This window comes from Leptospira sp. WS58.C1 (genome assembly GCF_040833995.1).
GTDB lineage: Bacteria > Spirochaetota > Leptospiria > Leptospirales > Leptospiraceae > Leptospira_B > Leptospira_B cinconiae.
Map to the genome: position 1 here is coordinate 333,147 of NZ_CP162138.1, position 24,281 is coordinate 357,427.

25 protein-coding genes are annotated in these 24,281 nt (G+C 41.5%); 10 read left to right on the forward strand and 15 right to left on the reverse strand.

The features are described from left to right. Nucleotides 1–48: 48 nt before the first annotated feature. Nucleotides 49–1,305: a HAMP domain-containing protein gene (locus AB3N61_RS18815; RefSeq protein WP_367899236.1), complete on the forward strand. Its 1,257-nt coding sequence runs from the start codon at nucleotides 49–51 to the stop codon at nucleotides 1,303–1,305. Nucleotides 1,306–1,324: 19 nt separating this feature from the next. On the opposite strand, the gene pyrF is transcribed toward AB3N61_RS18815, so the two are convergent. The 4 genes from pyrF to speD all read right to left on the reverse strand — a co-directional run bounded on the left by pyrF (nucleotide 1,325) and on the right by speD (nucleotide 4,356). Then, nucleotides 1,325–2,134 (reverse strand): orotidine-5'-phosphate decarboxylase, encoded by an 810-nt coding sequence (gene pyrF, locus AB3N61_RS18820; protein WP_020769929.1) that lies wholly within the window; start codon nucleotides 2,132–2,134, stop codon nucleotides 1,325–1,327. Further along, nucleotides 2,134–2,976, reverse strand: a complete 843-nt coding sequence (gene speE, locus AB3N61_RS18825) for a polyamine aminopropyltransferase (protein ID WP_020769997.1) — start codon at nucleotides 2,974–2,976, stop codon at nucleotides 2,134–2,136. The genes pyrF and speE overlap by 1 nt, the downstream gene beginning before the upstream one ends. Nucleotides 2,977–2,985: 9 nt before the next feature. After that, nucleotides 2,986–3,852: an S-adenosylmethionine decarboxylase gene (locus AB3N61_RS18830; RefSeq protein WP_367899237.1), complete on the reverse strand. Its 867-nt coding sequence runs from the start codon at nucleotides 3,850–3,852 to the stop codon at nucleotides 2,986–2,988. Between the two features lie 117 nt (nucleotides 3,853–3,969). Next, a complete protein-coding gene (gene speD, locus AB3N61_RS18835; RefSeq protein WP_008596834.1) occupies nucleotides 3,970–4,356 on the reverse strand; it encodes an adenosylmethionine decarboxylase in 387 nt (128 codons plus the stop codon). A gap of 231 nt (nucleotides 4,357–4,587) precedes the next feature. Here speD and AB3N61_RS18840 point away from each other — a divergent pair, with 231 nt between their 5' ends. Continuing rightward, nucleotides 4,588–5,004, forward strand: a complete 417-nt coding sequence (locus tag AB3N61_RS18840; RefSeq protein ID WP_367899238.1) for a hypothetical protein — start codon at nucleotides 4,588–4,590, stop codon at nucleotides 5,002–5,004. A 127-nt stretch (nucleotides 5,005–5,131) separates the two neighbouring features. Here AB3N61_RS18840 and AB3N61_RS18845 read toward each other — a convergent pair whose 3' ends face one another. After that, nucleotides 5,132–5,620, reverse strand: coding sequence for a DUF2505 family protein (locus AB3N61_RS18845; protein WP_020770141.1), 489 nt, complete (start codon nucleotides 5,618–5,620; stop codon nucleotides 5,132–5,134). Nucleotides 5,621–5,781: 161 nt separating this feature from the next. Between AB3N61_RS18845 and alr the strand changes: the two genes are divergently transcribed. From alr to AB3N61_RS18865, 4 genes are read left to right on the forward strand one after another with little or no spacing between them, the layout of a single operon-like run. Further along, nucleotides 5,782–6,915 carry an alanine racemase gene (gene alr, locus AB3N61_RS18850; RefSeq protein WP_367899239.1) on the forward strand — a complete coding sequence of 378 codons (1,134 nt, stop codon included), beginning with the start codon at nucleotides 5,782–5,784 and terminating at the stop codon, nucleotides 6,913–6,915. An 18-nt stretch (nucleotides 6,916–6,933) separates the two neighbouring features. Further along, nucleotides 6,934–8,073: a 1-acyl-sn-glycerol-3-phosphate acyltransferase gene (locus AB3N61_RS18855; RefSeq protein ID WP_020770012.1), complete on the forward strand. Its 1,140-nt coding sequence runs from the start codon at nucleotides 6,934–6,936 to the stop codon at nucleotides 8,071–8,073. Nucleotides 8,074–8,083: 10 nt separating this feature from the next. Continuing rightward, nucleotides 8,084–8,983, forward strand: coding sequence for a hypothetical protein (locus AB3N61_RS18860; protein WP_367899240.1), 900 nt, complete (start codon nucleotides 8,084–8,086; stop codon nucleotides 8,981–8,983). After that, nucleotides 8,980–9,744 (forward strand): hypothetical protein, encoded by a 765-nt coding sequence (locus AB3N61_RS18865; RefSeq protein WP_020769955.1) that lies wholly within the window; start codon nucleotides 8,980–8,982, stop codon nucleotides 9,742–9,744. Before AB3N61_RS18860 ends, AB3N61_RS18865 begins: the two co-directional genes overlap by 4 nt. A 5-nt stretch (nucleotides 9,745–9,749) precedes the next feature. Here AB3N61_RS18865 and AB3N61_RS18870 read toward each other — a convergent pair whose 3' ends face one another. Further along, nucleotides 9,750–10,424, reverse strand: a complete 675-nt coding sequence (locus AB3N61_RS18870) for an LIC_20245 family lipoprotein (RefSeq protein ID WP_367899241.1) — start codon at nucleotides 10,422–10,424, stop codon at nucleotides 9,750–9,752. Beyond that, nucleotides 10,421–12,721 carry a sensor histidine kinase gene (locus AB3N61_RS18875; RefSeq protein WP_020769963.1) on the reverse strand — a complete coding sequence of 767 codons (2,301 nt, stop codon included), beginning with the start codon at nucleotides 12,719–12,721 and terminating at the stop codon, nucleotides 10,421–10,423. The genes AB3N61_RS18870 and AB3N61_RS18875 overlap by 4 nt, the downstream gene beginning before the upstream one ends. A gap of 163 nt (nucleotides 12,722–12,884) precedes the next feature. Between AB3N61_RS18875 and AB3N61_RS18880 the strand changes: the two genes are divergently transcribed. After that, nucleotides 12,885–13,460 carry a lytic transglycosylase domain-containing protein gene (locus tag AB3N61_RS18880; RefSeq protein ID WP_020769931.1) on the forward strand — a complete coding sequence of 192 codons (576 nt, stop codon included), beginning with the start codon at nucleotides 12,885–12,887 and terminating at the stop codon, nucleotides 13,458–13,460. Nucleotides 13,461–13,467: 7 nt separating this feature from the next. Here AB3N61_RS18880 and AB3N61_RS18885 read toward each other — a convergent pair whose 3' ends face one another. After that, the gene (locus tag AB3N61_RS18885; RefSeq protein WP_367899242.1) at nucleotides 13,468–13,818 is read right to left on the reverse strand and encodes a Cys-rich protein; all 351 of its coding nucleotides are present in this window, start codon (nucleotides 13,816–13,818) and stop codon (nucleotides 13,468–13,470) included. Next, nucleotides 13,815–15,455 (reverse strand): ArnT family glycosyltransferase, encoded by a 1,641-nt coding sequence (locus AB3N61_RS18890; RefSeq protein ID WP_367899243.1) that lies wholly within the window; start codon nucleotides 15,453–15,455, stop codon nucleotides 13,815–13,817. The genes AB3N61_RS18885 and AB3N61_RS18890 overlap by 4 nt, the downstream gene beginning before the upstream one ends. Before the next feature lie 250 nt (nucleotides 15,456–15,705). Between AB3N61_RS18890 and AB3N61_RS18895 the strand changes: the two genes are divergently transcribed. Next, nucleotides 15,706–16,392, forward strand: a complete 687-nt coding sequence (locus AB3N61_RS18895; protein WP_367899244.1) for a TetR/AcrR family transcriptional regulator — start codon at nucleotides 15,706–15,708, stop codon at nucleotides 16,390–16,392. A 47-nt stretch (nucleotides 16,393–16,439) separates the two neighbouring features. Here AB3N61_RS18895 and AB3N61_RS18900 read toward each other — a convergent pair whose 3' ends face one another. The 4 genes from AB3N61_RS18900 to AB3N61_RS18915 all read right to left on the reverse strand — a co-directional run bounded on the left by AB3N61_RS18900 (nucleotide 16,440) and on the right by AB3N61_RS18915 (nucleotide 21,825). Beyond that, nucleotides 16,440–18,701, reverse strand: a complete 2,262-nt coding sequence (locus AB3N61_RS18900) for an aconitate hydratase (RefSeq protein WP_020770014.1) — start codon at nucleotides 18,699–18,701, stop codon at nucleotides 16,440–16,442. Nucleotides 18,702–18,889: 188 nt separating this feature from the next. Continuing rightward, nucleotides 18,890–19,882: an OmpA family protein gene (locus AB3N61_RS18905; RefSeq protein ID WP_367899245.1), complete on the reverse strand. Its 993-nt coding sequence runs from the start codon at nucleotides 19,880–19,882 to the stop codon at nucleotides 18,890–18,892. Nucleotides 19,883–20,075: 193 nt separating this feature from the next. Then, nucleotides 20,076–21,020, reverse strand: coding sequence for an EF-P lysine aminoacylase EpmA (epmA, locus tag AB3N61_RS18910; protein ID WP_367899246.1), 945 nt, complete (start codon nucleotides 21,018–21,020; stop codon nucleotides 20,076–20,078). A gap of 364 nt (nucleotides 21,021–21,384) precedes the next feature. Further along, on the reverse strand, nucleotides 21,385–21,825 hold the full coding sequence (locus AB3N61_RS18915) for a DUF4279 domain-containing protein (protein ID WP_020770002.1): 441 nt from the start codon (nucleotides 21,823–21,825) through the stop codon (nucleotides 21,385–21,387). Nucleotides 21,826–22,051: 226 nt separating this feature from the next. Here AB3N61_RS18915 and AB3N61_RS18920 point away from each other — a divergent pair, with 226 nt between their 5' ends. Continuing rightward, the gene (locus AB3N61_RS18920) at nucleotides 22,052–22,777 is read left to right on the forward strand and encodes a response regulator transcription factor (RefSeq protein ID WP_008588853.1); all 726 of its coding nucleotides are present in this window, start codon (nucleotides 22,052–22,054) and stop codon (nucleotides 22,775–22,777) included. A 157-nt stretch (nucleotides 22,778–22,934) separates the two neighbouring features. After that, complete coding sequence (locus AB3N61_RS18925) at nucleotides 22,935–23,483, forward strand: DUF1564 family protein (RefSeq protein WP_367899247.1); 549 nt, start codon at nucleotides 22,935–22,937, stop codon at nucleotides 23,481–23,483. Nucleotides 23,484–23,517: 34 nt separating this feature from the next. Here the strand turns inward: AB3N61_RS18925 and AB3N61_RS18930 are convergent, their stop codons facing one another. Next, nucleotides 23,518–23,823: a 4a-hydroxytetrahydrobiopterin dehydratase gene (locus AB3N61_RS18930; RefSeq protein WP_367899248.1), complete on the reverse strand. Its 306-nt coding sequence runs from the start codon at nucleotides 23,821–23,823 to the stop codon at nucleotides 23,518–23,520. A 13-nt stretch (nucleotides 23,824–23,836) separates the two neighbouring features. Continuing rightward, on the reverse strand, nucleotides 23,837–24,250 hold the full coding sequence (locus tag AB3N61_RS18935) for a hypothetical protein (RefSeq protein ID WP_020769974.1): 414 nt from the start codon (nucleotides 24,248–24,250) through the stop codon (nucleotides 23,837–23,839). Nucleotides 24,251–24,281 lie beyond the last annotated feature (31 nt).

Below are 24,281 nucleotides of genomic sequence, written 5' to 3' on the forward strand. Positions count from 1 at the left end.
CAAACGACCTAAAAACAATACGAAGCAAGCGATAAGAGCCTGCTTCGTATGGACATCTTCCAGTTTTCCTATCATTCTATCGGCTATATTTCCGGGACCATCTTTACCGTTTTTCTAATCGTTTCTTTACTGAAATTAACAGGTAAAACTATACAAGCCTGGGTTTTGGTAGTTTATCTATTTTTCGTACTATTTTTAAATTTCGGATTTTTAGTCCGAACTTCTTTTTTTCTGCCTTCCTTATCTAAACCGGCATGCTTCCTGATCGCTCTATATACATCCTTCTCAAACTTAGTACTTTTGTATTTTATATATTCCTTTTTCGGAATAGATCGTACAAAAGAATCTAGGCTCGCATTATTAACGATATTTGCAGCCGGGATGTTCGGGTTTTCGTTCTATGTATCGAAGAACATCAATTCGGAAGTTTCTTATAATTTCAGCATTCAAATGTTCGAATTTCAAAAACCGGAGTCTACAGCTCCGATGGGGTCCATCCATTTTTTGACATTTATTTGGATCTTAGTAGTGATCCTTAAGCAGAACATAAAGGTAAAAAATGAACTTACCCTTGGGCCCGATGCCGATTCGAAATTAAATAAGGAAAGAACCGTCCAAATGTCCCGCAATTTCGGGTTGGCGATCTCGGTTCACGCGTTGTTCTCCCTTACTTATACTTTTTACGGATTGGGCTATCTTTCTTTTTCCAATTTCCAACTGATATTGACTTCTGCCACAAGTTTACAACTCTTCTTGTATACGGTTCTGTATTTGAATTACTTTCCGGAACCTTCTTCTTTTATGATCAAGATACTGGGCGTCTCTCTGGCTACGGTATTGATCTTATTTTGTGTGGTTTCTCGGATCAGTTTTGTTCTGATCGAAAGTCATTATGACGAGGCGAGAAAAACGGAAATAGAGAACCTAAGAGAAAATATAAAATTAGGAAGAGGCAATATTCTGCCTAAGGATGTGTTATATTTAATTTCCAGTTCGAATCCTAATAACACATCTCGATCGGACCTTTCCCGAAACAACGAGGGGGAATATATCTCCAAAAGAATGTACAGATCATTATCACTTCCGGAAAGTAAACCCGTATACATTATCTGGTATACATTTTACTCGGAAGGAAGGATCTACGAAATAGGCTATCCGTACGAATCCTATAGCAAAATGGTCCATTCCATCGTTTCGATCATTGCCTTGATCTTAATTTTTTCTTCCCTCTTTTTGGTCCTCGCACTTCCTTATTTGATCCGTAAAGGACTTAGAGATCTGCAAACAGATCGAAAGATATCTTGAACTTCCGATCTTCTTTATATTAAACCAGGAGCTTTCGCATCTGCTCCGTGACGGAAGCTGCCGCTTTTCGGGCCCCTTCCGCAAAATCAGGGCCGGAAGAAGAAAATATGATACTTCTGGAAGAATTGACCAAAGAATTTTTTCCGCAAACGGAGATCACTTCCTCTAAAGAAGCTCCCTGTGCACCGTAACCTGGGATCAAAAAGATACGATCCGGATGGGCTTTACGAATTTCTAATAATTCCTTGGGATGAGTCGCTCCCACTACCAACCCCACATTCTTAACAGGAAATTTTTCGCTCAATGCAGCCACTTCTCTGTAAAGCGTCCTACCTGTTTCGGAGAATGTTTTTTGTTGGAGTTCCGCAGAATCCGGGTTGGAAGTTAAACAAAGTAAGAACACCATCTTGGACTCGTCCTCGATAAACGGTTTGATCGTATCCGATCCCATATAAGGAGAAAGAGTCAGTGAGTCCACTCCCAGCTCTTTAAAAAAGAACTTCGCATACTGTCTTGCGGTATTATCCAAGTCTCCCCGTTTTGCATCCGCAACGATCGGGATCTCGGGATAATTCGTTTTGATATGAGAGATCAGTTTTTCGAATTGTTCGATCCCTTTGGAACCGAACGCTTCGAAGAAAGCGATATTCGGTTTATATGCGACTGCGTATTCTGCGGTAGCGTCTACAATCTCTCTGGAGAATACGAAAAGTTTGTCCGGAAATTTTTCTAAGGATGGCGGAAGTTTAGCGATGTCAGGATCGATTCCAACGCAAAGAAGGGAGTTTAACTTCTCCCTTCTTTTTACGAATTTGGAATAAAAATCCATTATTTCCTTACGATGTACTCTTGCGCGAATGGAGGAAGAGTAAACGCAGCCTTATGGATCTCGGCAGAGTAATATTTTAAACCTTTCGGAACTCTTTTAGGATCCGGCTCTACCTTATAAGGGTCCGGTCCTTTGGAGCAATACGTGAAACCTATAATCCCGGAAGGATACGTAGGAACCACCGTAAAGTAATATCCACAGTGATCAAATACCTGAGGAATGAACTGAAATAATTCCTTAATTACTTTTCCGTGATAGTAAAAACTTTCCGCCTGAGTGGTACAGATCCCTCCTTGTTTCAAGGAAGCGGCCATCGTCTCATAGAAAGGTCTTTTAAATAGAACTTCCGCAGGGCCGACAGGATCGGAAGAATCCACGCAGATCACGTCGAAATATTCCTTATAGTCCTGTACGTATTTTGCTCCGTCTTCGTATGCGTGTTTGACTCGAGGGTCTTTCATCGCATTTGCGATCTCAGGGAAATACTCGTAACAAACGTCTACGACCCCCTTGTCAATCTCGCAAAGATGTACTTCTTTTACGGAAGGGTGTTTTAGGATCTCACGAACGGTTCCTCCGTCCCCACCACCGATCACTAAAACTTTTTCAGGATTCGGATGGCTCATCATAGGAACGTGAGCGATCATTTCATGATACGCGAACTCATCCGCTTCGGTCATCATGACCACCCCGTCCAAGGTGAACATACGACCGAAACTTTGGGATTCGAATACGTCTATTTTTTGAAAAGGAGTCTTACGGGAATGTAAGAACTCCTTCACTCTAATCTTGAGAGCCCTTCCGTTGGGTAACTCGAGGGTCTCGTCCAGCCAAAGTTCCAATAGTACCTCTTAGAAGCGGTTTGTTACCGTAAGACGCATTGCGGCGCCTTTAAAAAATTTGCGAGTAAACTCAGCCGCAACTTTAGGATCGTATCCTTTACAAGAGAAGATATCGATATAAGAAGTATTGGTATCGTTTGCGAAGTGAGCGGAGATACAAGAAGTCTCGATCAACTGCACCATAGAGTAACCGGCAACACGATCGTCTTCTCCGAAGTAAACTACTTGGGTCTCGCCGAAACGTTTCATTTCGATCAGATCGCAGAGTTCGATCACATATTGTTTGATTGCATCCGCGTCACGGATCAGAGCCGCATCACAGTTTTCCAGATCGATGGAAGTTAGAAGTCCCCAAGCTCCGTCTTTGAAAGGTTCATACACTTTCAATTCAGGATCCGATTCGATCTTGGACTGGATATAAGTAGGGAAACTTCCGTTGAAACGTTTACGGACAATTTCTGCCTCTTCGTTGCGAGCCCATGCGAGTTCAGGGTTTTTCATCGCAGGATGATACGTAATCTCTTGGCCGGCTTCGATGTCACGAAGAGCAACCAGGGTGATATCTCCCTGAAAACCGCAATTTGCATCCGCAGACTGGCGAATATAATGTACGGAATCAATTCCGTCATCATGCAATGGAGAAACCAGATAGAAATCCTTATGAACCCTATGCGGAGAAGAAAGTCCGGAAAGTCCTGCAAGTTCATTCTTATGAACTGCTTTTCCTCCCCAAACTGCCACAACCTCTCCCGCAGAGATAGTTTCCTTCGTATAAAGGAAAGCTTCGCCCTTGTCGGTAGTAGCGATTTCGATACTGTTTCTTAAATAAGAAAAACGATTAACAATTTTAAGTTGGTCTTGGATCTTTAGGCTCATTCTCTGATACCTCTCCTCATAAAAGTTTGAAAATAAGTGAAGTCGACCCTTCCTCCCGGAGAGGGGAACTCGTCTTTATCAATTAGGGTGTTTCCGGCTCTGCCGGAGAGAAGATACTTATTTCCCAACTGGCTTGTGAGGTAGGTCTACGCCAAGTTTCAACAAACCGCGCTTCATTTCCACTACGGAGATGCTCTTTGAGCCGAAGCGTTCCTTGAGATATTCCAAAGCTGCCTGATTATCGATCAAGTCTCCGCAAGTGAAGACGTCGATAGCGCAATAACCGTATTCTGGCCAGGTATGTATGGCAAAATGGGACTCGCTCACGACAACCACACCGCTCACACCAAACGGACTAAATCTATGAAAAACAGATTTAACTGTGGTGGCGCCGGAGAGGTCGACTGCCTTCAACATGATATCTTCTACCAATTCGTGATTGTTGATGGTCTCGTAATCACACTCATAAAATTCTGCAATTACGTGCTTTCCCAATGCGTTCATCTACTGCCTGACACCTCCGAACCGGTTTTGGTTTAGTAACCGAGCATGCGTATGACTATGTTTTTTTGTCAACTCTCTACGTAAATTTATATTTATTTTTTCTGTTCAGCTTTTTCTAAGATCGGAAGATCCTAGAAAGATTTTACATTAGAATTTTCTGACGAGTCTTAGTCGGAGATTCACACAAGGAGCATTATCATCAAAAATACACGAATTCAAAAATGGGTCCTTTTGAGCTTTTTCGGGGTTTTTTGGGTTATTTTAGGTACGCTACTTTATACAAATAGGGAGAAGTTCGGTTTCTTAAAGACTTCTTCTTTTGTTTTTCATTCCAAACAAGAAGCGATCTCTAACGCGGAGAAGAATGGAAAAAAAGGGATTATACTAATCTTAACTCCTAACTCTTGCGGCGAGTGTGGCGTAAGTACCACATTCCTAGAGGAATTAAATACTTTAGGTTGGACTATCTTACGATTGGAAGAAGAAGATCCCGACTATGAAACCATCCTCTTGGACGATAGATTTTCGGAAATACTGCCTGCAATCCAAGAATCTAAACCAGCTTGGGGAGTTTTCAATTTGGGAGAAGGGCTTTTGCTGACCAAACCTGGATTGCCCAGCAAATCGGATCTAGAAACGATTCCGTAATATTAAGAAGAGGCAAAACTCTTTTCGGTTCGCACGGAGGCCACAAAATTCACTGAGGGGGTTGGTCCTACATGAATCACTCTGTGTGCTCCCGTGTTCTCTGCGCGAAACGTCTTTCTCTAAACGTTTAATCTCCCTTTTTCAGGAATTCGGAGATGGAGTTCTTGTCCTTCTCTAACGAATGTCTATGGATCTCTTCAATCACAGTTTCGATCACGGAGCCCATTAAGAATACTCCGGAGTTTACTTTTACGTCGTAACTTCTCTCGGATTCGCCCGGACCAATCTCCTTGTATACGGAGAATCCCTTGATGGTGACGATGGAATCGTTTCCTGGGGGTGCGATCGTAAATTCATGGGTGTTGGTGGAAAGATCGAATACGGAATCTTCCAAAAGAGAAGGATCGGAAAGAAGTGTAGCAAGCACCTTTGGCAGGGATTCGGCTAACTTTACCTTTCTTTTTTGGTAAACTTTGTTTCCCTCTTTTCTTTCCTCTAATAATTCCACGTTCTTTAATTCGGGGAATCTATCTAAATATTTGTATCTATCTTCTCTCGCTCTGAGTAGATCTTGGAGGGGAACTGGGAAAGTTTGTACTACTTTATATTGTTTCATCCGTGGTGCCTGAGGATTTGTTTAAGCCGTTTCCCGGGCAGTTTGTTCATATTTCCCCGCTCGGGAAACCCTTTTTTCCTCCCGGTTGAAAGGAAAAATCCGAATGACAGGCTGGCCGTAAAAGGGGCTCATGACTGAAGATCTTGCGCTAATTTCAAAGAATGAAAGACAGAACTTGGATAGAACTTTCCAGAGCGGCGATCTCAGCGAACCTGAAAAATTTTCGCGCCCTTCTCTCCCCCAAAACCTTACTAACTGCAGTCATCAAATCAAATGCGTACGGTCACGGACTTTTAGAAACTGCAGAGCTTGCCTACCAAGCCGGAGCGGATCTTTTCGGTGTAAACTCTTTGGAAGAAGCAAAACTTCTACGCGCAAAATATCCCGAGTTTAAGATCCTGATCATGGGAGAAATCCCGGGACTTGCAGAAAGAAGTTCCGAAGTTTCGGACCCGAATTTTTGGATCATCGTATCTCGAACCGAAGAAGTAAGAATTTTAACAAATTGTAAACCTTCTCCTCAGATCCATCTCAAGGTGGATACCGGAATGGCTCGCTTGGGTTATTCAGGTACGGATTTGGAGAGAACACTTTCAGAGATCAAATCGGAAGGGCTGAAGGTAGATGGGATCGCGACCCATTTCGCAAGCACGGAAGATGTATTAGAGCAGAAATACTCCAAAGAGCAGATGAAATCTTTTTCGGAAGCGATCCTTCTCGCGGAAAAATTCGGATTCAAAAATTTAGTCAAACATGCATGCGCTTCCGCGTCTACAATGTTGTTTCCGGAAGCACATTACGATCTGGTACGTGTAGGGATCTCCCTCTACGGACTCTGGCCTAGTTTACAGACTAGACTTTCTTTGCATCTAAGCGGCAAAAATAATTTTAATCTTACTCCCGTTCTTTCTTGGAAAACCAGGATCGTTCATATCAAAACCGTTCCGGAAGATAGTTATGTGGGTTACGGATCCACATACCAAACAAGCGCCCCTACGAGGATTGCAGTCGTGCCGGTCGGTTATTACGAAGGATTGGATCGAAAACTTTCCAATAATGGAGCCATGCTCGTAAAAGGGAAACGAGCGAAGATCCTTGGAAGGATCTGTATGAACATGACCATGTTGGACATCACACATATCCCCCTGGCCCGGATTGGGGACGTGGTTACGATTTTAGGCAAAGAAGGGGAAGAAGAAATCTCCGCCGACGATTATGCAAACTGGACTTATACGATCAATTACGAAGTTACCACTCGGATCAGCGAGTCGGTCCCTAAAAAAATAACAGAGTAAAAAGAGAAGAGGAACTGTATGGATCCGATTATGGAAAAGGAAACCGCAAAACAAGTTCAACCCGTATATACTACAAAAACTTACAGTTTTATGATCAAGATCGTATTCAAAGCAAGAGGGATCCTTTTTGATGCTTTTGAAGAACATTTTCCTGCAAGTAATCCTAATAAAATTTTAGAAGCTCCCTATCCTTCCATTCTTATGGCAAATCATGTTTGGGAAGGGGATGTCCCGGCTCTGGCGGCAGTCTATCCTCATGTTCATCCATCTATCAAATTTGCGATCCCAGCCAGAGAAGATATTTTGGGAAAAAATTTTTTAATGAAGGAGTTCAAACCGAAGGGACTTCTTAAACTTTTCTTTTTTCTAATAGATAAATCAGGGCTTATTCCTAAATATATGGATTATATCGGCTGTGTCCCGATCAAAAGACCGTTTAGAGATAATGCAAGGGAACTCCTGAAAAAAGGAATGCTCAGAGATATGGTAGACCAGGAATGGAGTTATCTTTCCGATCGGATCTCCGAAGGAAGAAACCTTTTTCTATTTCCGGAAGGGGTTTTTAACCAAGACGGGTATATGGCCCAGATAAAAAAGGGAGTATATTTTCTTAGATCTAAATTCAAAAATTTGAATTTTACATCCTTCACTTTGACCTACGATTATTTCTCCTCCAAAAAGTCGGAACTTCATATTGGCTACGGAGAACAATTTCCTATTCCGGAAAATGCGGATGCGGACCAGGTTTCCGGGATCGTAAAAGAAAAATTAGGAAGCGGATATACGATTACTGCAGGAAATTTAGCTTCGTATATGGTCCTAAAATTCGAAGGCAAAGCGAAAGAAAGTAAGGAAAAATTATTTTCTCTCCTTATATCCTTAGCGGAGAAGATCAGGAATGCTCATCCTGAAATTTATATCTCGGAAAAATTTAAAACGGATGCGTTGAAACATGCATTCGATTCTTTTTTAGAGAAAGCTAAAAAAGGAGGTTTCGTCCGACTAGAGGGAAACGATATCGTTTTCTTGGAAAAATTATTTCAGATCCCCAAAGATCTTCATAATTTAAAGAAAAAAAATCCGGTCTTATATCACAGAAACCAACTCACGTATCATATTCCTAAACTAGATACGGTTTGGTCCACGATCGGCGCCTGAGGAGATACTTTTGGCATTTTGGAAAATATTCGTTTCCCGTAAAACTAGGGTAGAGAACTGGATCACTAAACCCGGAGCCTTGGAAACTAGCATACGTAAAAGTTTACATTTTTTATTTAGATCCAGCTTAGAGGAAATTTTCCCGGAAGATCTTGCCATCTCTCCTTCCGTTTTGGGGCTAGTCCGTCTGCCGGAAGAAAAGTTAAAAGTTTTAGCCGAAGAATTTCCAATAGAAAAAGCGTTCCCCTACACTTCTGCGGATGAGTTCCTATCGGAAGAATCCATGGATTCTATCGTGGAATTTATCGCGGGAACTCAAGCGGCGCCTTCTAAAAATCTGATCCTAGGAATCTTAAATCAGCCGGAAGTCCAAGCGATCTTCTCCCAAGGATTGGAGAAAGTCCTGAATGAATTTCATAAAAAGATAAATCCTTTACATGGTGTATTCCAAGCCGCCGGTCTGGAAAAACAGATCTCTCAATTTTTATCTTCGCTATTACCTACGTTTACGGAAAGAATTGCGGACTTTGTTTCCATCGGTTCCGGAACCCAAGAGATCCAAGCAGTGATCCGAAACACATTGAAAATCCTTTTCCAAACGGGCTTTAACGATCTAGGACGATTGGAAACTTCCAGATTCGGTGCAGGAACGGATCGGATCCGACGAGCGATCGCAAGCGATGAAAAAGTCCGCGGAGCCTTGGAAAATTTATACTCGGTAAGTAGAGATACATTACTGAATCATTATAGAAAAGAAACTTTGAAAGAGTTTATAGGACTTTCCGAACCTGAATTGGATCTATGGATCAGTAAGATCGCGGAAGATACGGCATCTAATATCAGAAAGGTCCACAGGAAAAGATCACTCTCTCCTTTAGTTCTAGATCTGCTCTCGGATATTTTGGGATGAAGAAGGTAATATCCACCATCCAAAACGCATTAGAATACCTGGATAAACTGGGGCCTCAGAAATCCTTTCAGTTATTCCGTAATCTAGGTTATGAGGCGTTATTTTCCATTTCGGAAAAGGTGGATCATAAGAGGCTTTTATACCTAAGCCAACATCTGAGTGAAAAAGAGATCGTAACCCTTTTACAGTCTATTCAGGAATCCATTTTAGTGGATTTGATCCAAAACACGGTACCTTCCGATCTGGTATACTATGTAAAACACCTCGGCCTGAAAGACCTGCAATTTTTAGCGGAATCCATTTCTCCTTTAGATGTTTCTAAGATCAATAACACGATAGGCTCTAAAACGATCGTAGAGATCTTAACTCATATAGGTCCGGATTCTGCGATCGATTATTTGAATTCTATCGGTATAGATTCTTTCCTGGAACTGACCAAGGCTCTGCCGGTAAAAGATTTTGTTCCTTTAACCAAGGCTTTAACCCCGGAAGAATGTGCCGAATGGATCCGTAAAAGATCCATCTCGGAGATCCCCGCTTTGTTGAAAGCATTAGGAACTAAAAATGCAGTCGGTCTTTTACAACAGGTGGGCTTTCAAAAGGTAATTTCCATCCTTTCCGTTTTGAACCAGGAAGAACTCGTTCATTTAATCCATACTTTGAACAAAATGAAACTACCTTCGGTCAAAAAACCTGCCGCTAAAAAATCAAAAATCGTTCAAACGAAAAGAATTTCAAAAAGAAAACGTAAAGGTCTTTAGGACTTCTAGTTCCCTTTTTGAGCGGAAATTACTTCTTCCCTACTTTTAGAAAGTCCATCCAATCTTTCCTTTAGAAGTTTCTCATATTCTAGATTGGCATTTTTAGGGTTTTCGCCGACTAACTTTTGATAATTTTCCATTCCATATTTTAGGATCTCCAACATATCGTCGGATCTTTTTAGTTTTGTATTCAGGTAGAAGGACATTTCTTCCTTGGAGACATCCTTTCTTTCTAAAATTTCCCTTTGGATCCTGTAATAACGGTCTTCATTCTCTTTCTTTTTAGCGGATTCTTCTTCCGATAGTTTTTTAGGAATGAGAGAATTGTTCGGAAATTTTTCGGTAAGAGGTTTGAACTTCTCGTAAAGTTGATCGTATAATTTGGCCTTTTCTTCCGGACTTAAACTTTCCAGATAAGATTTTGTTTTACTAGGTTTAGAGCCCGATTCCCCGACGATCGCAACAGGTCCAGATACAGTCTCTTCTACATGTCCCGAAAAATCCAAGAAAGACCCCCCTTCGAATAAGGAGTTTTCTTTTTGAGTCAAGGTCTCCTCCGAGAGACCACCTTGGTAATTTGTATTTTCGTTTGTGGAAGTTCCCGGAAATAGAAGATAAAAAATTCCGATCAAGGAAACAGTAAGTAAAAATAGGATTAAATACGTTCTTTTTTGGTTCATTCAGAATACAAAGGTAAAATCACCTTAAAAATACTGCCACCTTTTTGGTTCGGCTCTAAGATGACTTCTCCCCCCATTTTATTGATCAATGTACGACTGATGGAAAGCCCGAGTCCGGTGCCTCCCACTGTTCTGTTTCTTTGGTCCGGGACTCGAAAAAATCTTTCAAAGATCAGTTCCTTGTATTTAGGATCTATACCGATCCCGGTGTCAGTAAATCGGACCTCTACTTTTTTATCCGAAATTTTTCTAAGTGAGACGTCGATTCCGCCTTTTTCCGTATATTTTATGGCATTCACGAAAAAATTCGTTATGATCTGTGAAAACTCGAATCTTACTCCTTTTAGTTTTAGACCTTCCGAAAGATTAGTAGTAACCGTTAGTCCGCTTTCGGACGCGGAAGGAGAATTGATATATAATACTTCTTCGATCACAGTCAACGGATCAAATATCTCATACATCTCTTCCGAAGTTTGAGAGTCCTTCTTTTCCAATTGTAGAAGGTTATCTATCAGGAAATTCAACCTTCTTACGTTCTTACGGATTACATCCGTCATTTCCTTCTGATCCTTGTTCAAGGAAAGTTGTTCATCAGCGAACAGAAGGTCAAAATATCCTTGGATATTCGTCATTGGAGATCTAAGTTCATGAGATATATTGGATATGAACTCGTGTTTGATCTTCTCGGATTCCAAAATTAACGCGTTATCGTTTACTTGGATCTGATAGAATCTTTTTGTCTCCGCACTGAAGCCGGTCACACTAAGTCCCACCGAAAATTTTGTCCCGTCTTTTAGGATCAAACCCGCTTCCGGAATGAAAGTCATGTTTTGGTCCTTCCCTCCCGGAGATTTCAGTTCCGTTTGTTCTAAAATATCCGGGAGGACCCTTGCTAACCTTATATTTTTAATCTCGGAGGTTTGGTACCCGGAAACTTCCCTGAACCTTCTGTTGGCATCCACGATCATTCTAGTGTCCGCGTTCACGATGATCATCGCGTCGGTTGCAAACTCGAACATATAACGGTATCTTTCTTCGGTGGTTTGGCGTTTTAGATCGCTTATATCCAGCCTAGTTTCCAAAAGATAATTATCTTCGGAAAGCCTTTTGTTCTTTTCCTCTATGTCACGGATCTCTTGATTCAAATAATCTAATATTGCGTTCACCGTGGAACGTATAAAAAGGTACGGGCTTTTGGGCAGTTGTGTGTCCAAAGAAACTTCTCTTCTTCCTAAAAAAAGAGAAAGAGCCAATTCTTTCATTTCGGAGACCAGACTTCTGAGAGGAGAAATATCTTTTACAAAATTCCCTAATTTGGTTTTCCCGTTGGAATAATAACTATGATAGAGTTTCGAATTTGTTTGTGTAATCGAAGATGGAAATTTAGGGAAAGGATTGTCGGCAACCGAATGGGCCAGATTTTCCAAGACCTTCTTTCCTCCATCCAAACCCGGAAACGTTTTTCCGTACATTTCCGTCACGAACCGGACATCTTCGAAGGAAGGCATTCCCGATAAAATTTTTCCAAGCTCCGGAACGGGCCTTCTATAAAACCCGTCCAGCTCTCCTGGTCTCCAAGGACAAGGGCCTACCCAATCCGCTACAAACGAATCCCCTTCGTATGCTACGTGATTGGCAAGATCCTCCATTGCCTTTTTGATCGCCCTGGAAACCCTATTTGCTTCCTCCGGAAACTTAGAAGCAAATCTTCCGGTAAATACGAGCATATTCGTAGGAAGATAATATGGAGGGATCTCGTTCTCCACTGTGAGGCAGTAACCCTTCTCCCCAAAAAATGGATACTCCTGGAGAGAAGCGGCAGCTCCCAAACACTCTGCACGGATGAACTCATGAGCGAGTAACGTAGGCCTTGTAGTAAGATAAGGCACCGGTTTTCTGCGATGATAATTTTCGGAGCGAAAAAATTCCTCCGCTACGAATCTATCCAAGGAATAAGGGTGTAAGATGGGTAAAAAACTATGATAGGAATCCCGGATGGACTCCGCTTCCATGTAAGATGCCGAATAAAATCCATGCACCAAACAAGACAGAATGACTCCTCGATAAAAAGTCCAATGAGGAGAGGTTTTTCGTAGTTGTTGGTCCATCCATGCCGTGAAAGGAATTTCTCCGGCTTCTGCCCGGCCTTCTCTCAAGTGAGCAAGAACTGCTTCGTAACTTTTGAGTGCACGGACTCTGACGAGTACGTCTTCTTCCTCAAAGTATCCCCGACTAAAAGCTAGAAATACCGGAAATGCTGTGAGCCTTGGTGTTGTGACTATCTCTATTTCTATCACGCCCGTCTATCGTTCTTAGGCCGCGGGTTTTTTCAAGAAACCCTTGGATTTCCTTTCTAAAAGCTGCAAAAAAGACTAAACGGATCCTGGTTTTCTTCCGAGAGACATAATAAGGACGTGAAGATTAGCCATTTCGGCATAGGTAGGAACTCCTGAGGATTGTATGAAGTTAGATGATTTAGAATCTTATCGTAGAATTGTCTCCAGAATGGAAGAAATCCAGGGAATTACCGAGAGATTTCAGCCAAGATCTCCTGCTCAGGAAGGAGATCCTACACCTAAGAAGATCGAGTCAGAATTCTCCCAAGAACTGGACGCCAAAATGAAGGGAATTTTCTCCCAAGAGAACGATCCAATTCCTAGGGACCTAACTAGTATTATAGAAAGGGAATCCTATAAAAATCATCTGGACCCGAATCTCGTCAAGTCTGTGATCAAGGCGGAGTCCAATTTTAGACCGAATGCCGTTTCTTCGAAAGGCGCGATCGGTCTTATGCAACTTATGCCTGGCACGGCGGACATTTTAGGAGTGGAGAATCCTTTTGATCCGGAAGAAAATATTGCCGGTGGGACCAAGTTTCTCGCGGATATGATGAAGAAGTTCGGAAATACGGATATGGCGCTTGCGGCTTATAACGCCGGACCAGGTGCCGTCCAAAAATACGAAGGGATCCCTCCATACAAGGAAACGAAAGATTACGTAAAAAAAGTGAATCGTTTCTGGAAAGGGAAATATTAAAAAAGGTTTAATAATACTTTTTTAATTCTCCGAACAGACAGGAGGTTAATTCGGAACAACTTACCATTTTGTCCGGCTGGAGACATACCTGCATTTTATCGAAATGTTTTCTGCAACCTCTTAAACAGGCATTTTCCACCTTATACAATTGATCTTCCGAAGTTTGGGGATATTCCTTTTTCGTACATTTCGCAAGATTATCGCAATAATCCAGGCAGATTTCCTTTCCTTCCCATTCCATTCCCGACTGGACCACAGTTCCTCTGGAATATTTAAAGGCGATAAACGTGCCCACGGCCAGACCCAAAACAAAAATGGGAAGATACGGGAAAATTTTTCTGAAAGAGATTGGGCTCATCGACTCTCCGATTCGGAATTCTTATTCCAAGAAGGCTCATAAAAATAGATCAATTCTTTTCCTTGGTTTGGGCCCAGGAGTTCCTGCAGGGTGACATCTCTTTTCCAAACAGTTTGGGTCTGAATAAGTCGGTATCCGGAAGGGATCCGGATCGGCTCCTGAAAAAAGACTAGGAATCTCCTCCCATCCACACAATTTCGATCCGCACCTGGAACGGAATGGATGATATCGGCTCCTGGAAGTGAGTTCCTAAAAGTAAGCGCTGTCCAAGGATTTTCCGAAACGATGCAGATCTGTTTTGCGCTTGTGAAAGGTCCCTTTTCCGGCACCTCGCTTAGGTTCACTCTGGGAAGAATAGAAAATTGGATATAAGAGAGTAAGCCCGCTGCGAGCACCAGATTCAGGACAACAATGGAAGGAACTCCTAATCTTTGCGATCGAACCCTTCTTCCCCATACAAAAATCAAAAGTAAAAATGCAGTGAATACAAATTCCGCCAAGATACTTTGGCCCAATAGAACCCCGAAACCCCACATGCCAACCAGGATCAAAACCCCGATCCCGCACGAGAAAAAGAAATTCAGAAACAATATTTTCGAGAATTGATATTCCTTTTTTCTAATGAAGAATAATCCGATTCCCAAAAAAGCCAAAGGGATCAAAGGAAGAAGGTAATAAAAATCCTTACGGTTTGGTGCCAGGTGAACCAAGCAGACGGTAAGAATTGCCCAGAGGTAGGAACTCCCGATCGTTTCTCTTACAGATTTCGGCTTTTGGAATAATTTAGAAGAGAATCCGGAAAAAACGGCCAAACTAAAAGGAAAACTATAAAGTAAGAATCCGAGCGGGATAATCCACTCAGATTGGTTAGCTGTGGAAGCTGAAAATTTTCCGAGATTCTCCGTGAAGAAAAAGATCGTTAGGAATTCTTTCCCCAATTCCGAATAAGAAAGAAGGACAAGTATCCAAATTGCAGGAATGATCAAGGAAGAAAAATGGAAGATGAGATGAGAAAGGAGTTCCTTCCCTATTCTTTTCTTACCTGCCCATTCCCCATTTGGGTGAAGCAGAAAAATTCCGATTACGGAATAGGAACCTAAAATAATTCCGGAATAAACTTGGAACACGGGACCTTTGACCAAAATTGCAATTCCGGAGAAGAGGCCTCCCATAAATAACCAGATTCGTTTTTTAGTAAGTCTGAATTCTAAGATCGTGATCGAGACCAAAATGATGAAAAATGTCAATAAGGACTCCATCATCACCAATCTGGAAAATTTGAACACTCCCAAGGTTAGAGTGTAAGCTGCAGAAATTGTGAACGCTTGTTTAGAACTCCCACCTGCCCTTCTAATTCCTAAGTAAATTAGGACGGAAGATCCGAAAAAAAGTAGAAAAGAAGGAAATCTTTCCGCAAAAAAACTGACCCCCAAAAGTCTGTCCGAAAAAATTCCGAGCCAAAATAACGCGGGCGGTTTGTAGAGATTTAAAACACCTTCAAATTTAGGGAAAAGATAGGAAGAAGAAGTTAAACTTTCTCGGATTGTGGCGATATGCATCGCTTCGTCACCTTGGGTCAAGATCGTATTTCCACCGGATCCGGGAAGGAGGAGGAATACGTTTAACAAAATGAGCAAAAAAATAAATAATTTATCCTCATTTAAGCTTTTTTTAAAAAACGAATTCCAAACCATAAATTTGAAGAAAGTTCCCTTTTTTCGAAGTTTCAGATCGAAACAGATCGATAAGTCCACATGTAATCGTTTACTTACTTATCGCCATACTGCGAAAATAAACGGAACAAGCAAGAGTAAAGTTGATCTAAAAAGTAAAAATGCGCTTGGCTGATTAGTCAAAGGTCGGGATACATCCTATATAGGCAGTTAGATGGTTCGAACCCCTAAAAAGAAGGTCAAAAAAACGAAAGCATCCAAGGCAGGTGCACACGGTTCTCATAAGGGCCCTAAAAAAAGGGACCGAAAAGCAACCGAGACTGCTTTGATGAGAGCTGGGATACAAGTTTTTGCCAAAAAAGGTTATGATGCAGCTACCACTAAGGATATCGCCAAGACAGCGGGAGCAAACGAGGCGCTTATCATGCGTTACTTCGGCGGAAAAAAAGGCCTTTTAGAAGCTATCCTAACGCGAACCGATGACCTGGGCGATTCTACCGCAGGAAAGAAAGAAGTAGAAACCAAGCCGGAACTTCATTTGGATGAGGCCTTGGTCGAGTCCATCATGGAAAGATGTTCCGATTTCAAACATTATTCCGACTTCATGAAAGTTGCAGTCAGTAGGATCATCCTAGATCCGGACGTTAGTAGGATTATCCAGACTAAAATTTATACCAAGGCTCTCCCTGAAATGATCCATGAGCTGGAAAAATTTAAGAAGGGGGGAGAGATCGACCCTAAAGCGGACCTGAAATCGGTTGCATTCGGGATTTCTTCTTTGACCTTTGCGTTAGGATTTATGGCCCAGGTAGTTTATAAAATTCCGGAATCGGAAATCAAGGCCACTATTAAAGAGATGGTGAGGATCCTACAGAAAGGCCTAAAACCGGACTCCAAATAAAAAAGCCGAGACCAATATTAAAGGCCTCGGCTTTCTTCGGAAAAGTTTTACTTTTTGCCGCCGATCAAATTCAAAGCACTTCCTGCCTTAAACCATTCAATCTGCTGTGCATTATAAGTGTGGTTCACTTTAAATTCATCCTTACTTCCGTCTTTATGATGTAAAACTAAAGTCAGAGGAGTTCCTTCTTTAAAATCGGTAAGTCCGATAATATCGATCTTATCGTCTTCCTGGATCTTATCGTAATCCGCCTTATCCGCAAAAGTCAGAGCAAGCATTCCTTGTTTTTTCAAGTTTGTCTCATGAATACGAGCGAATGATTTTACAAGCACTGCTCTTACTCCCAAGAATCTTGGCTCCATAGCAGCGTGTTCTCTGGAAGAACCTTCTCCATAATTCTCGTCTCCAACCACTATGGAGCCGATGCCTTTAGCTTTGTACTGGCGTTGTACTTTGGGAACTTCATCGTAAGATCCGTCCAGTTGATTTTTCACGCTATTGATCTTCTCGTTGAAGATGTTCGTAGCTCCTATCAAAAGGTTATTGGAAATATTATCCAAATGTCCTCTGAATTTCAACCAAGGACCTGCCATAGAGATATGATCGGTCGTACATTTTCCTTTTACTTTGATGAGAAGGTTCAAACCTTTTAGATCCGTACCTTCCCATTTAATGAAAGGAGCAAGTAATTGTAGACGATTTGATTTCGGATCCACAACCACTTGTACGTTAGAACCGTCGGCCGCAGGTGCTTGGTAACCGGGATCTTTCACATCGAATCCTTTTTTAGGAAGTTCGTCTCCGTTCGGAGGATCTAATTTAACCTTCTCCCCTTTTTCATTGGTAAGAGTGTCGTTGTTCGGATCGAAAGTAAGATCTCCAGCAATCGCAAGTGCAGTCACAAGCTCTGGAGAAGCTACGAATGCAAAAGTGTTCGGGTTCCCATCGTTCCTAGATTGGAAGTTGCGGTTAAAAGAGTGAACAATTGTGTTTTTCTCCTTCTTCTCCGCTCCTACCCTGGACCACATTCCGATACAAGGACCACAAGCGTTTGCAAAAACTTTTGCCCCGATCTTTTCGAAAATTTTAATATACCCGTCTCTTTCTATCGTAAAACGAACGAGCTCGGAACCGGGAGTGATCGTAAACTCAGCCTTTGGCTTTAAGGATTTTTCCGCAGCCTGGTTCGCAAGAGAAGCAGCGCGAGCGATGTCCTCGTAAGAAGAGTTAGTGCAGGAACCGATCAGACCAACTTCTACTTTAGTAGGCCATCCGTTTTTCTTAGCTTCTTCTTTCATTTTAGAAATCGGAGTCGCCAAGTCAGGAGTGAAAGGTCCGTTCAAGTGAGGCTCCAACTCGGAAAGGTTGATCTCGATCACTTGGTCGAAGAATTTGTCAGGGTTTGTGTATACTTCCGGGTCTGCGGTGAGGTGTTCCTTCACCCCGTTCGCCAGATCCGCGATATCCGCTCTTGCGGTAGAGCGAAGGTATCTTTCCATGGACTCGTCATAAGCGAAAGTGGAGGTAGTTGCTCCGATTTCCGCCCCCATATTACAGATAGTACCTTTTCCGGTACAGGAAAGAGATGAAGCTCCTTCACCGAAATATTCTACAATTGCCCCTGTTCCACCTTTTACGGTGAGAATCCCCGCTACCTTTAAGATAACGTCTTTTGCAGAAGTCCAGCCGTTGAGTTTTCCGGTCAGTTTCACTCCGATCAATTTAGGCCATTTGAGCTCCCAAGGAAGACCAGCCATCACGTCACAAGCGTCCGCTCCCCCGACCCCAATCGCAACCATTCCCAATCCACCGGCATTCACCGTATGTGAGTCGGTGCCGATCATCATTCCCCCAGGGAATGCATAATTTTCTAATACTACTTGGTGGATAATACCAGCTCCCGGTTTCCAGAATCCGATCCCATACTTGTTGGAAACGGAAGAAAGAAAGTCGTAAACTTCCTTGTTTTCGGTGGAGGCAGTCGCTAAGTCCTCGGAGGAACCGATTTTCGCAGTGATCAAGTGGTCACAGTGCACAGTGGAAGGAACTGCTACCTTACTTCTACCTGCTGACATAAATTGTAATAAGGCCATCTGCGCAGTTGCGTCCTGCATTGCGACTCGGTCCGGGGCAAAATCAACGTAAGACTTTCCTCTCTCGAAATTGGAGGAGGGAGTTCCTTCCCAGAGGTGGGAGTAAAGAATTTTTTCGGTCAGAGTGAGAGGTCTGCCGACCACTTCTCTGGCTTTTTTAACCAGGGTCCCGAGTTTTTCATACCGGGCACGAATCATATCTATATCAAATGCCATTGTCATCTCCGATGATGGTTTCATCGTCTCTTAGGGTCGGGGTGCTTGTATAGGATTTTTCCGCCAAAAGGACAATTTTAAAAATACGGAATATCCGTTTACTATTTGATTAGACGGAGAATGTGGAGAAGTGTCTGGAGTTCCTACCAAAGATTGAGAGAAAACAGAAAAAGGAGATCACTCCCCTTTCACTTGACGATTTGGATATCCACTCGTCTATTTTTTTCAGGACTTTGTCCCTTCCTTTCGGAAGAAGAAACTATCTGAGAACCTTTTGCTTCCAAAATGAAACGAGAAGTTTCCAAACCATTGCCCAATAAATAATCCCTAACCATTTCCGCTCTGAGCTGGGAAACTTTCAAATTCACCTCTTCGGTTCCTTCGGAAGAAGCGTGTCCAATCAGCACGACCTTCACTCCCGAATTTCTTTTAAGAAGAAGAGTAAGGGAATCCAGGATCCTTCTCTGTGACTGAGGCACCTTTATATCATTTTTATCGAAAAGGATCGGGGAAGATTGGATTTTAGAAACAAGCTCCCCGTCCTTCCCAGGAAGATCCACAGGTTCATGTTTCTGAGAGAAGAAGCCAAAAATATTTCCCTTTTCCGAAGAAGGACTCTCTTTCTTCTCAGCCGGTTGCTTAGATTTACTTTCTTTAATTTCTTCGGTATGACTAATAGATCTCTTTCCATTGTTTCGGAATGCAAAATAGATTCCTATTCCAAACCCTGCTAGAATAAGAAGAGAGAGGACGAGAACAGGAATTTGATTCTGCTTTTTTGCCTGGCCTGCCGAAGGAGTCGGAATATATCCTCTGTATGATGCTTCTGCGTGTTGAGAACTCATGAGACTAATCGCTTCATCATGAGAAGTGTATTCTTCTTCTTGAGGGGAGGATTTAGTATGAGAAGATTTTTCTGCGGCCCACTTGCGGATCTCTGTGCGAAACCATTCATCCGCTTTTGTAGTAAATTGAAAATTCTCACGGACATATTCCATCGTTTTCTTTTCGATATCCGTGTAGGTATTATTATCCTTTACAGCATTAAGCAGTTTCTTTGCATCCGCGATTGAGATCCGGCCGTCTTTTTTACCTGAGGTAGCCTTCTCCGCTAATTCGATGAGGCCTCGATCATATTTTTTGCCTTTTATAGTGACGTAATAATTCTGCTTCTTAGTCATATTCTCCGTCCACACTATATAGGCCTGGGATCTTTTCAGTCGACGAACCCTTTTTCGGGTAAATCGAATCTTAAGTTAATTTGATAGACAATCCGTGCAACAAAAGTTTTGCGAGGCCTATATTCATTATCGAACCGTCTATGACTCTTTCTTGATTCGAAATGAAGTCGGAGAAGAATAAAATCCTGTGTTTTTAAATTTCTCGCCAATATGGGCTAACTTCCGAGAGGGAGTTCCTTCCCAAAAGTACCATTAAAAGACGATCCAATCCGATCGAAATTCCGGAACATTCCGGAATACCTCTTTCCAATGCATGAAGGAACCCCTCATGAACAGGAAAAACTTCCTTACCCAACTTTCTTCTCAGTTCTTGCTCTTTTTCAAAACGCGTTCTCTGTTCCACCGGGTCTAAAAGTTCATAAAACGCATTAGCTAATTCTATTTTTCCGAAATACAATTCAAATCTTTTTGCTACTCCATCTTCAATTCTGGAAAGAGCGGCCATTTCAGGAGGATAGTCATAAATGAATTGAAATTCCGAAGTGAAGTTCGGCTCTAATAAGTTTAAGAATATTAGAAAAAAACAGTCTTCATATTCCATGCCGTCGAAAGAAAGATTCGTAAGGGATAATTCGGTTATTTTTCGCTCCAATGAGTTTCTATCCCAAGGTATTCCTGCCCTCTGGGAGAGGAGTTCCTTCACTGATTCTCTTTGGAATTGTTTTTCCGGAAGGGGAAGGGTCAACTTGCAAGCTACCCACCGAATCAATTCTTCCAAAAGGTCCATTGCTTGGTGTAAATCTATATTTGTCTGGTAGAATTCCAGCATCAGGAACTCCGCGGTATGGAAGGAACTCCCCTTCTCCCCTGACCGAAACGTATGTGCGATTTCGTAAACCTTTTCCGCGCCTAAAGATAAAGCTTGTTTGAGCGAATATTCCGGGGAGGTAATTAAGTACCCTTTCTCCTCTCCAGAAGGAGATCCTACCATAAATGGATCCAAATAAGGCTCCATTCCAGGGATTTTTTTTAAAGATGGTGTATCAATCTCAAGGAATCCTTTTTCATGAAAAAAAGTTCTCGTAGCATGTAAAAATTTGGATCGAAATGACAATATTTCTAAACTGTTCAGATTCATCTTTGAATACGATTGTTCAAAATAGTAAACTAATCCTTTAGAAAGGGAACCGATTGTGGAGTATATCCGAAAATACAGCTACTTTGAAATAAGGAAAAAGTCCAAAGCCGTGGAGATTGAGCCACTCGTTGCTGAAGTTAACGACCAAGTATTGAACGAGTTGAATTCTGTCTTAGCCATGGCTTTTTATGAAACAAATCGACATGTAAAATTGGAAATTTCAAAATTCGACACCTTGCCATTTACAGTAATAGAAAAATTGATTAAATATGCTCTAGATCTGAGAGAAAAAAACCGAGTATTAATTCTTTCCAAACCGAAACCTCCGATTCGGAAATACATTAAAACTTTTTCTTTAGAAGAATTAATTCTGATCCTCTGACCTTCTCCTTCTTTCAGGAACATTCCAAGCGTGAAAGGTCAATTTCAATCCGAGATTTCCAAGAAGTAACAGTGTCCGTGCACTTAATGCCGTTTCTTCCAAACTACCATTATTAAATTCAACGGAACAATAAAGTACGACTGCATGTTTTTCGCAAAAACTTTGAAATTCCTTGCGACGAGGAGCTATTCTTTCCAATAATTCTCGGATATGGTCTTCCAATGGGGAACTTGCATCTCTTTTCGAATGAATTTGCCATAGTGAGGAGGTGATCGATTTTCCGGAAATGGCAGGAACTCCTCTATTCACTGACAAGTCCGGTCGGATTCCCAAAGTTCTGGTTACTTCGTGAACATCCAATCCAGGCTCCGAAACCGCAATAAGAGCCCAGCTTCGTGGAAAAGAAGGATTACTAATTTTCATAAACTGCCCAAAACCGGACTTTTCACATCGTTAAATCGAAATTCTTTGGAATTGCCATTAAAGCCAAATCTCAGGACGTCCAAAAACGCCAAACATATAGCATTTTCCGAATTTTTGTTTTCCAATCAATACATTTAAAATCCCATTTTTTGCTATGTTACAATTTTGGTGGGAATAATATGTTGTAATGAGGTTAAATTTAACATCCAATACATCTGAGGCGCTTATGAAGAATATTCTGGTAATTGAAGATGATCCGGACATCGGGAATTTGATACGAAAGTCATTGGATTCTGCTCATTACCGAACAACAATTCAAACTTCTGGCGAAGAGGGGCTAAAATACTATAAAGCAAACCACCCTGACCTCTTGATTTTAGATCTTTCTTTGCCTGACATCGACGGGATGGATGTATGTCGAACCGTCCGAAGATCTGATGAAAATACTCCAATTTTTATCGTTACCGCTCGAAATGAAGAAATCGATAGAATAATGGGGCTCGAGTTGGGAGCTGATGACTATATCACCAAGCCTTTCTCGGTAAGGGAATTAAAAACCAGAGTAGATGTATTCTTCCGCAGGTGGGATAAAAAAGCGGGAATTAAACCAAATATCGGAAGCGGCGGAGAAATCATCAGAGGTTCTCTGAAAATCGATCCAGTGCGCCGAAGGGTCACCTTGAAAGACCAAGTGATCAATATTTCGCGAAAGGAATTTGATATTTTACAGCTGATGGCAACTTCTCCAGGCAAAGTTTTCTCACGAGAAATGATCTTAGAAGCTGTTTGGGGAATGGAATGGGATGGATTTGAAAGAATGATCGATTCCCATATCAAAAGGATTCGTTCTAAGTTAGAGAAAAATTCTGCCCAACCGGAATGGATAGAAACAATATGGGGGATAGGTTATAGATTTACCGATAACTATGAGGGGATTGTAATAATCGATTAGATTTTTTCCCACGTATCGTAGAGAATCCGCTCTAAAACTTTTAAGAGCGGATTCATTAAAGGGAGTTCCTTCCTAAAACAATCTCCATCATTCTCAGAAATTATAAATCCTTCAAAAAAATTCGCTCATCCTTTCCATTTCGAGACCAGTCTTTTTTATGGAAAAATTAAAACCTGTTTTTCACCGTTCCTTTTCCCAGAACATTTCTTTAGGAAATATAGTTCAAAAAAAGCGTAAAGTCTCTACGCTTCTAATTCCTCCATATTTATCGAAATATGTTCGTAAACATGGGATTAGCAATTTGCTAAGAAAGACACTTGCAAGACAGCAAAAATGTTTTCATTCGAATAAACGTATTAATTCCGAATCCATATATACCAAATATCAGAACGTTCGGGGAAGATCGAAAGAGAATGGATATGTAAAGTTCAACTTCAGGCCAAGGCCGGAAGATTGGACTCAACTTCGAAGTCTCGCCATTAGTCACGGAGTTTCAATGTGCTATTTATTTGTGTTACTACTGGAAGAATATAAATCGAAAGGTTTTTCAAATCCAAAAAAAATCATTTGGCAAGTAAAAGCCGCGATACATGCAAATTTTAATTCAAAGATCTTCTTTCGAGAATTATGGATTTTAGAATATCAATCAGCAAATTCAGATTTTAGAGTAAAGAGAAAAGATCCTCATGGGCCAAAAATTGCATAAAACATAAGTTATTATTTAACAATTCTATTCTAAATTAAAAATTATTTAAAAGATTTTCAGCAGAGATCGCAAATTGCAAATCAAAGCTGGACAATCCCTTCAAGGTGTGGGTGTATAGTTCCACTCTAACGGAACGATAGGAAAAGAAAATTTCCGGATGGTGATCCATTTCGTTAGCTAGATTTGCTAACGCTTTTATGATTTTGATTCCGTCAAGATATTGAGATAAATCATATACTCTAACAATTCTCGGAACTATATCTCCGGTTGCTATCTCCCAAGTTGCGGGGAGTTCCTTCCTAATTTGCTCTATCGAAAGCGAAATTGGAGAATTACCCATAAAAACCTCGGAATCAAAGGACTTTTTTCAAGGCTTGCTTGATCTTCTCCGCATCATCGATTGCACCATTTGAAAGAGATCCTGCACGTGCCATTAAATTGACAGCTCCGTCCATTCTGGCTTTTAACTCTTCTATTTTATGCAGTTGATCATTCAAAAAGGCGAGTTTAGACTCGATTTCCATTTCCTTCCTTTCCAGAAGTAGTTTGTAATTCTCTAACTCCTGAATTTTTTTGCGGGTTTTTTTAGCCTCACTGTCCACATCTTTACGATAATATTTCTCTAACTCTTTCTCAGCTTGTGCGTGACGATCAGCCTCTGCCTTGAATTCTCGTTTTAGGTGTTTCAGTGCCTGACGATACGCTCTGTTGTATATTCTTTGTCTTTGTGTTCTTCTTATCTTAGCTATTTTAGATAAAAAATTCATGTGCCATCCACCTTTTACCTTGCATATACCG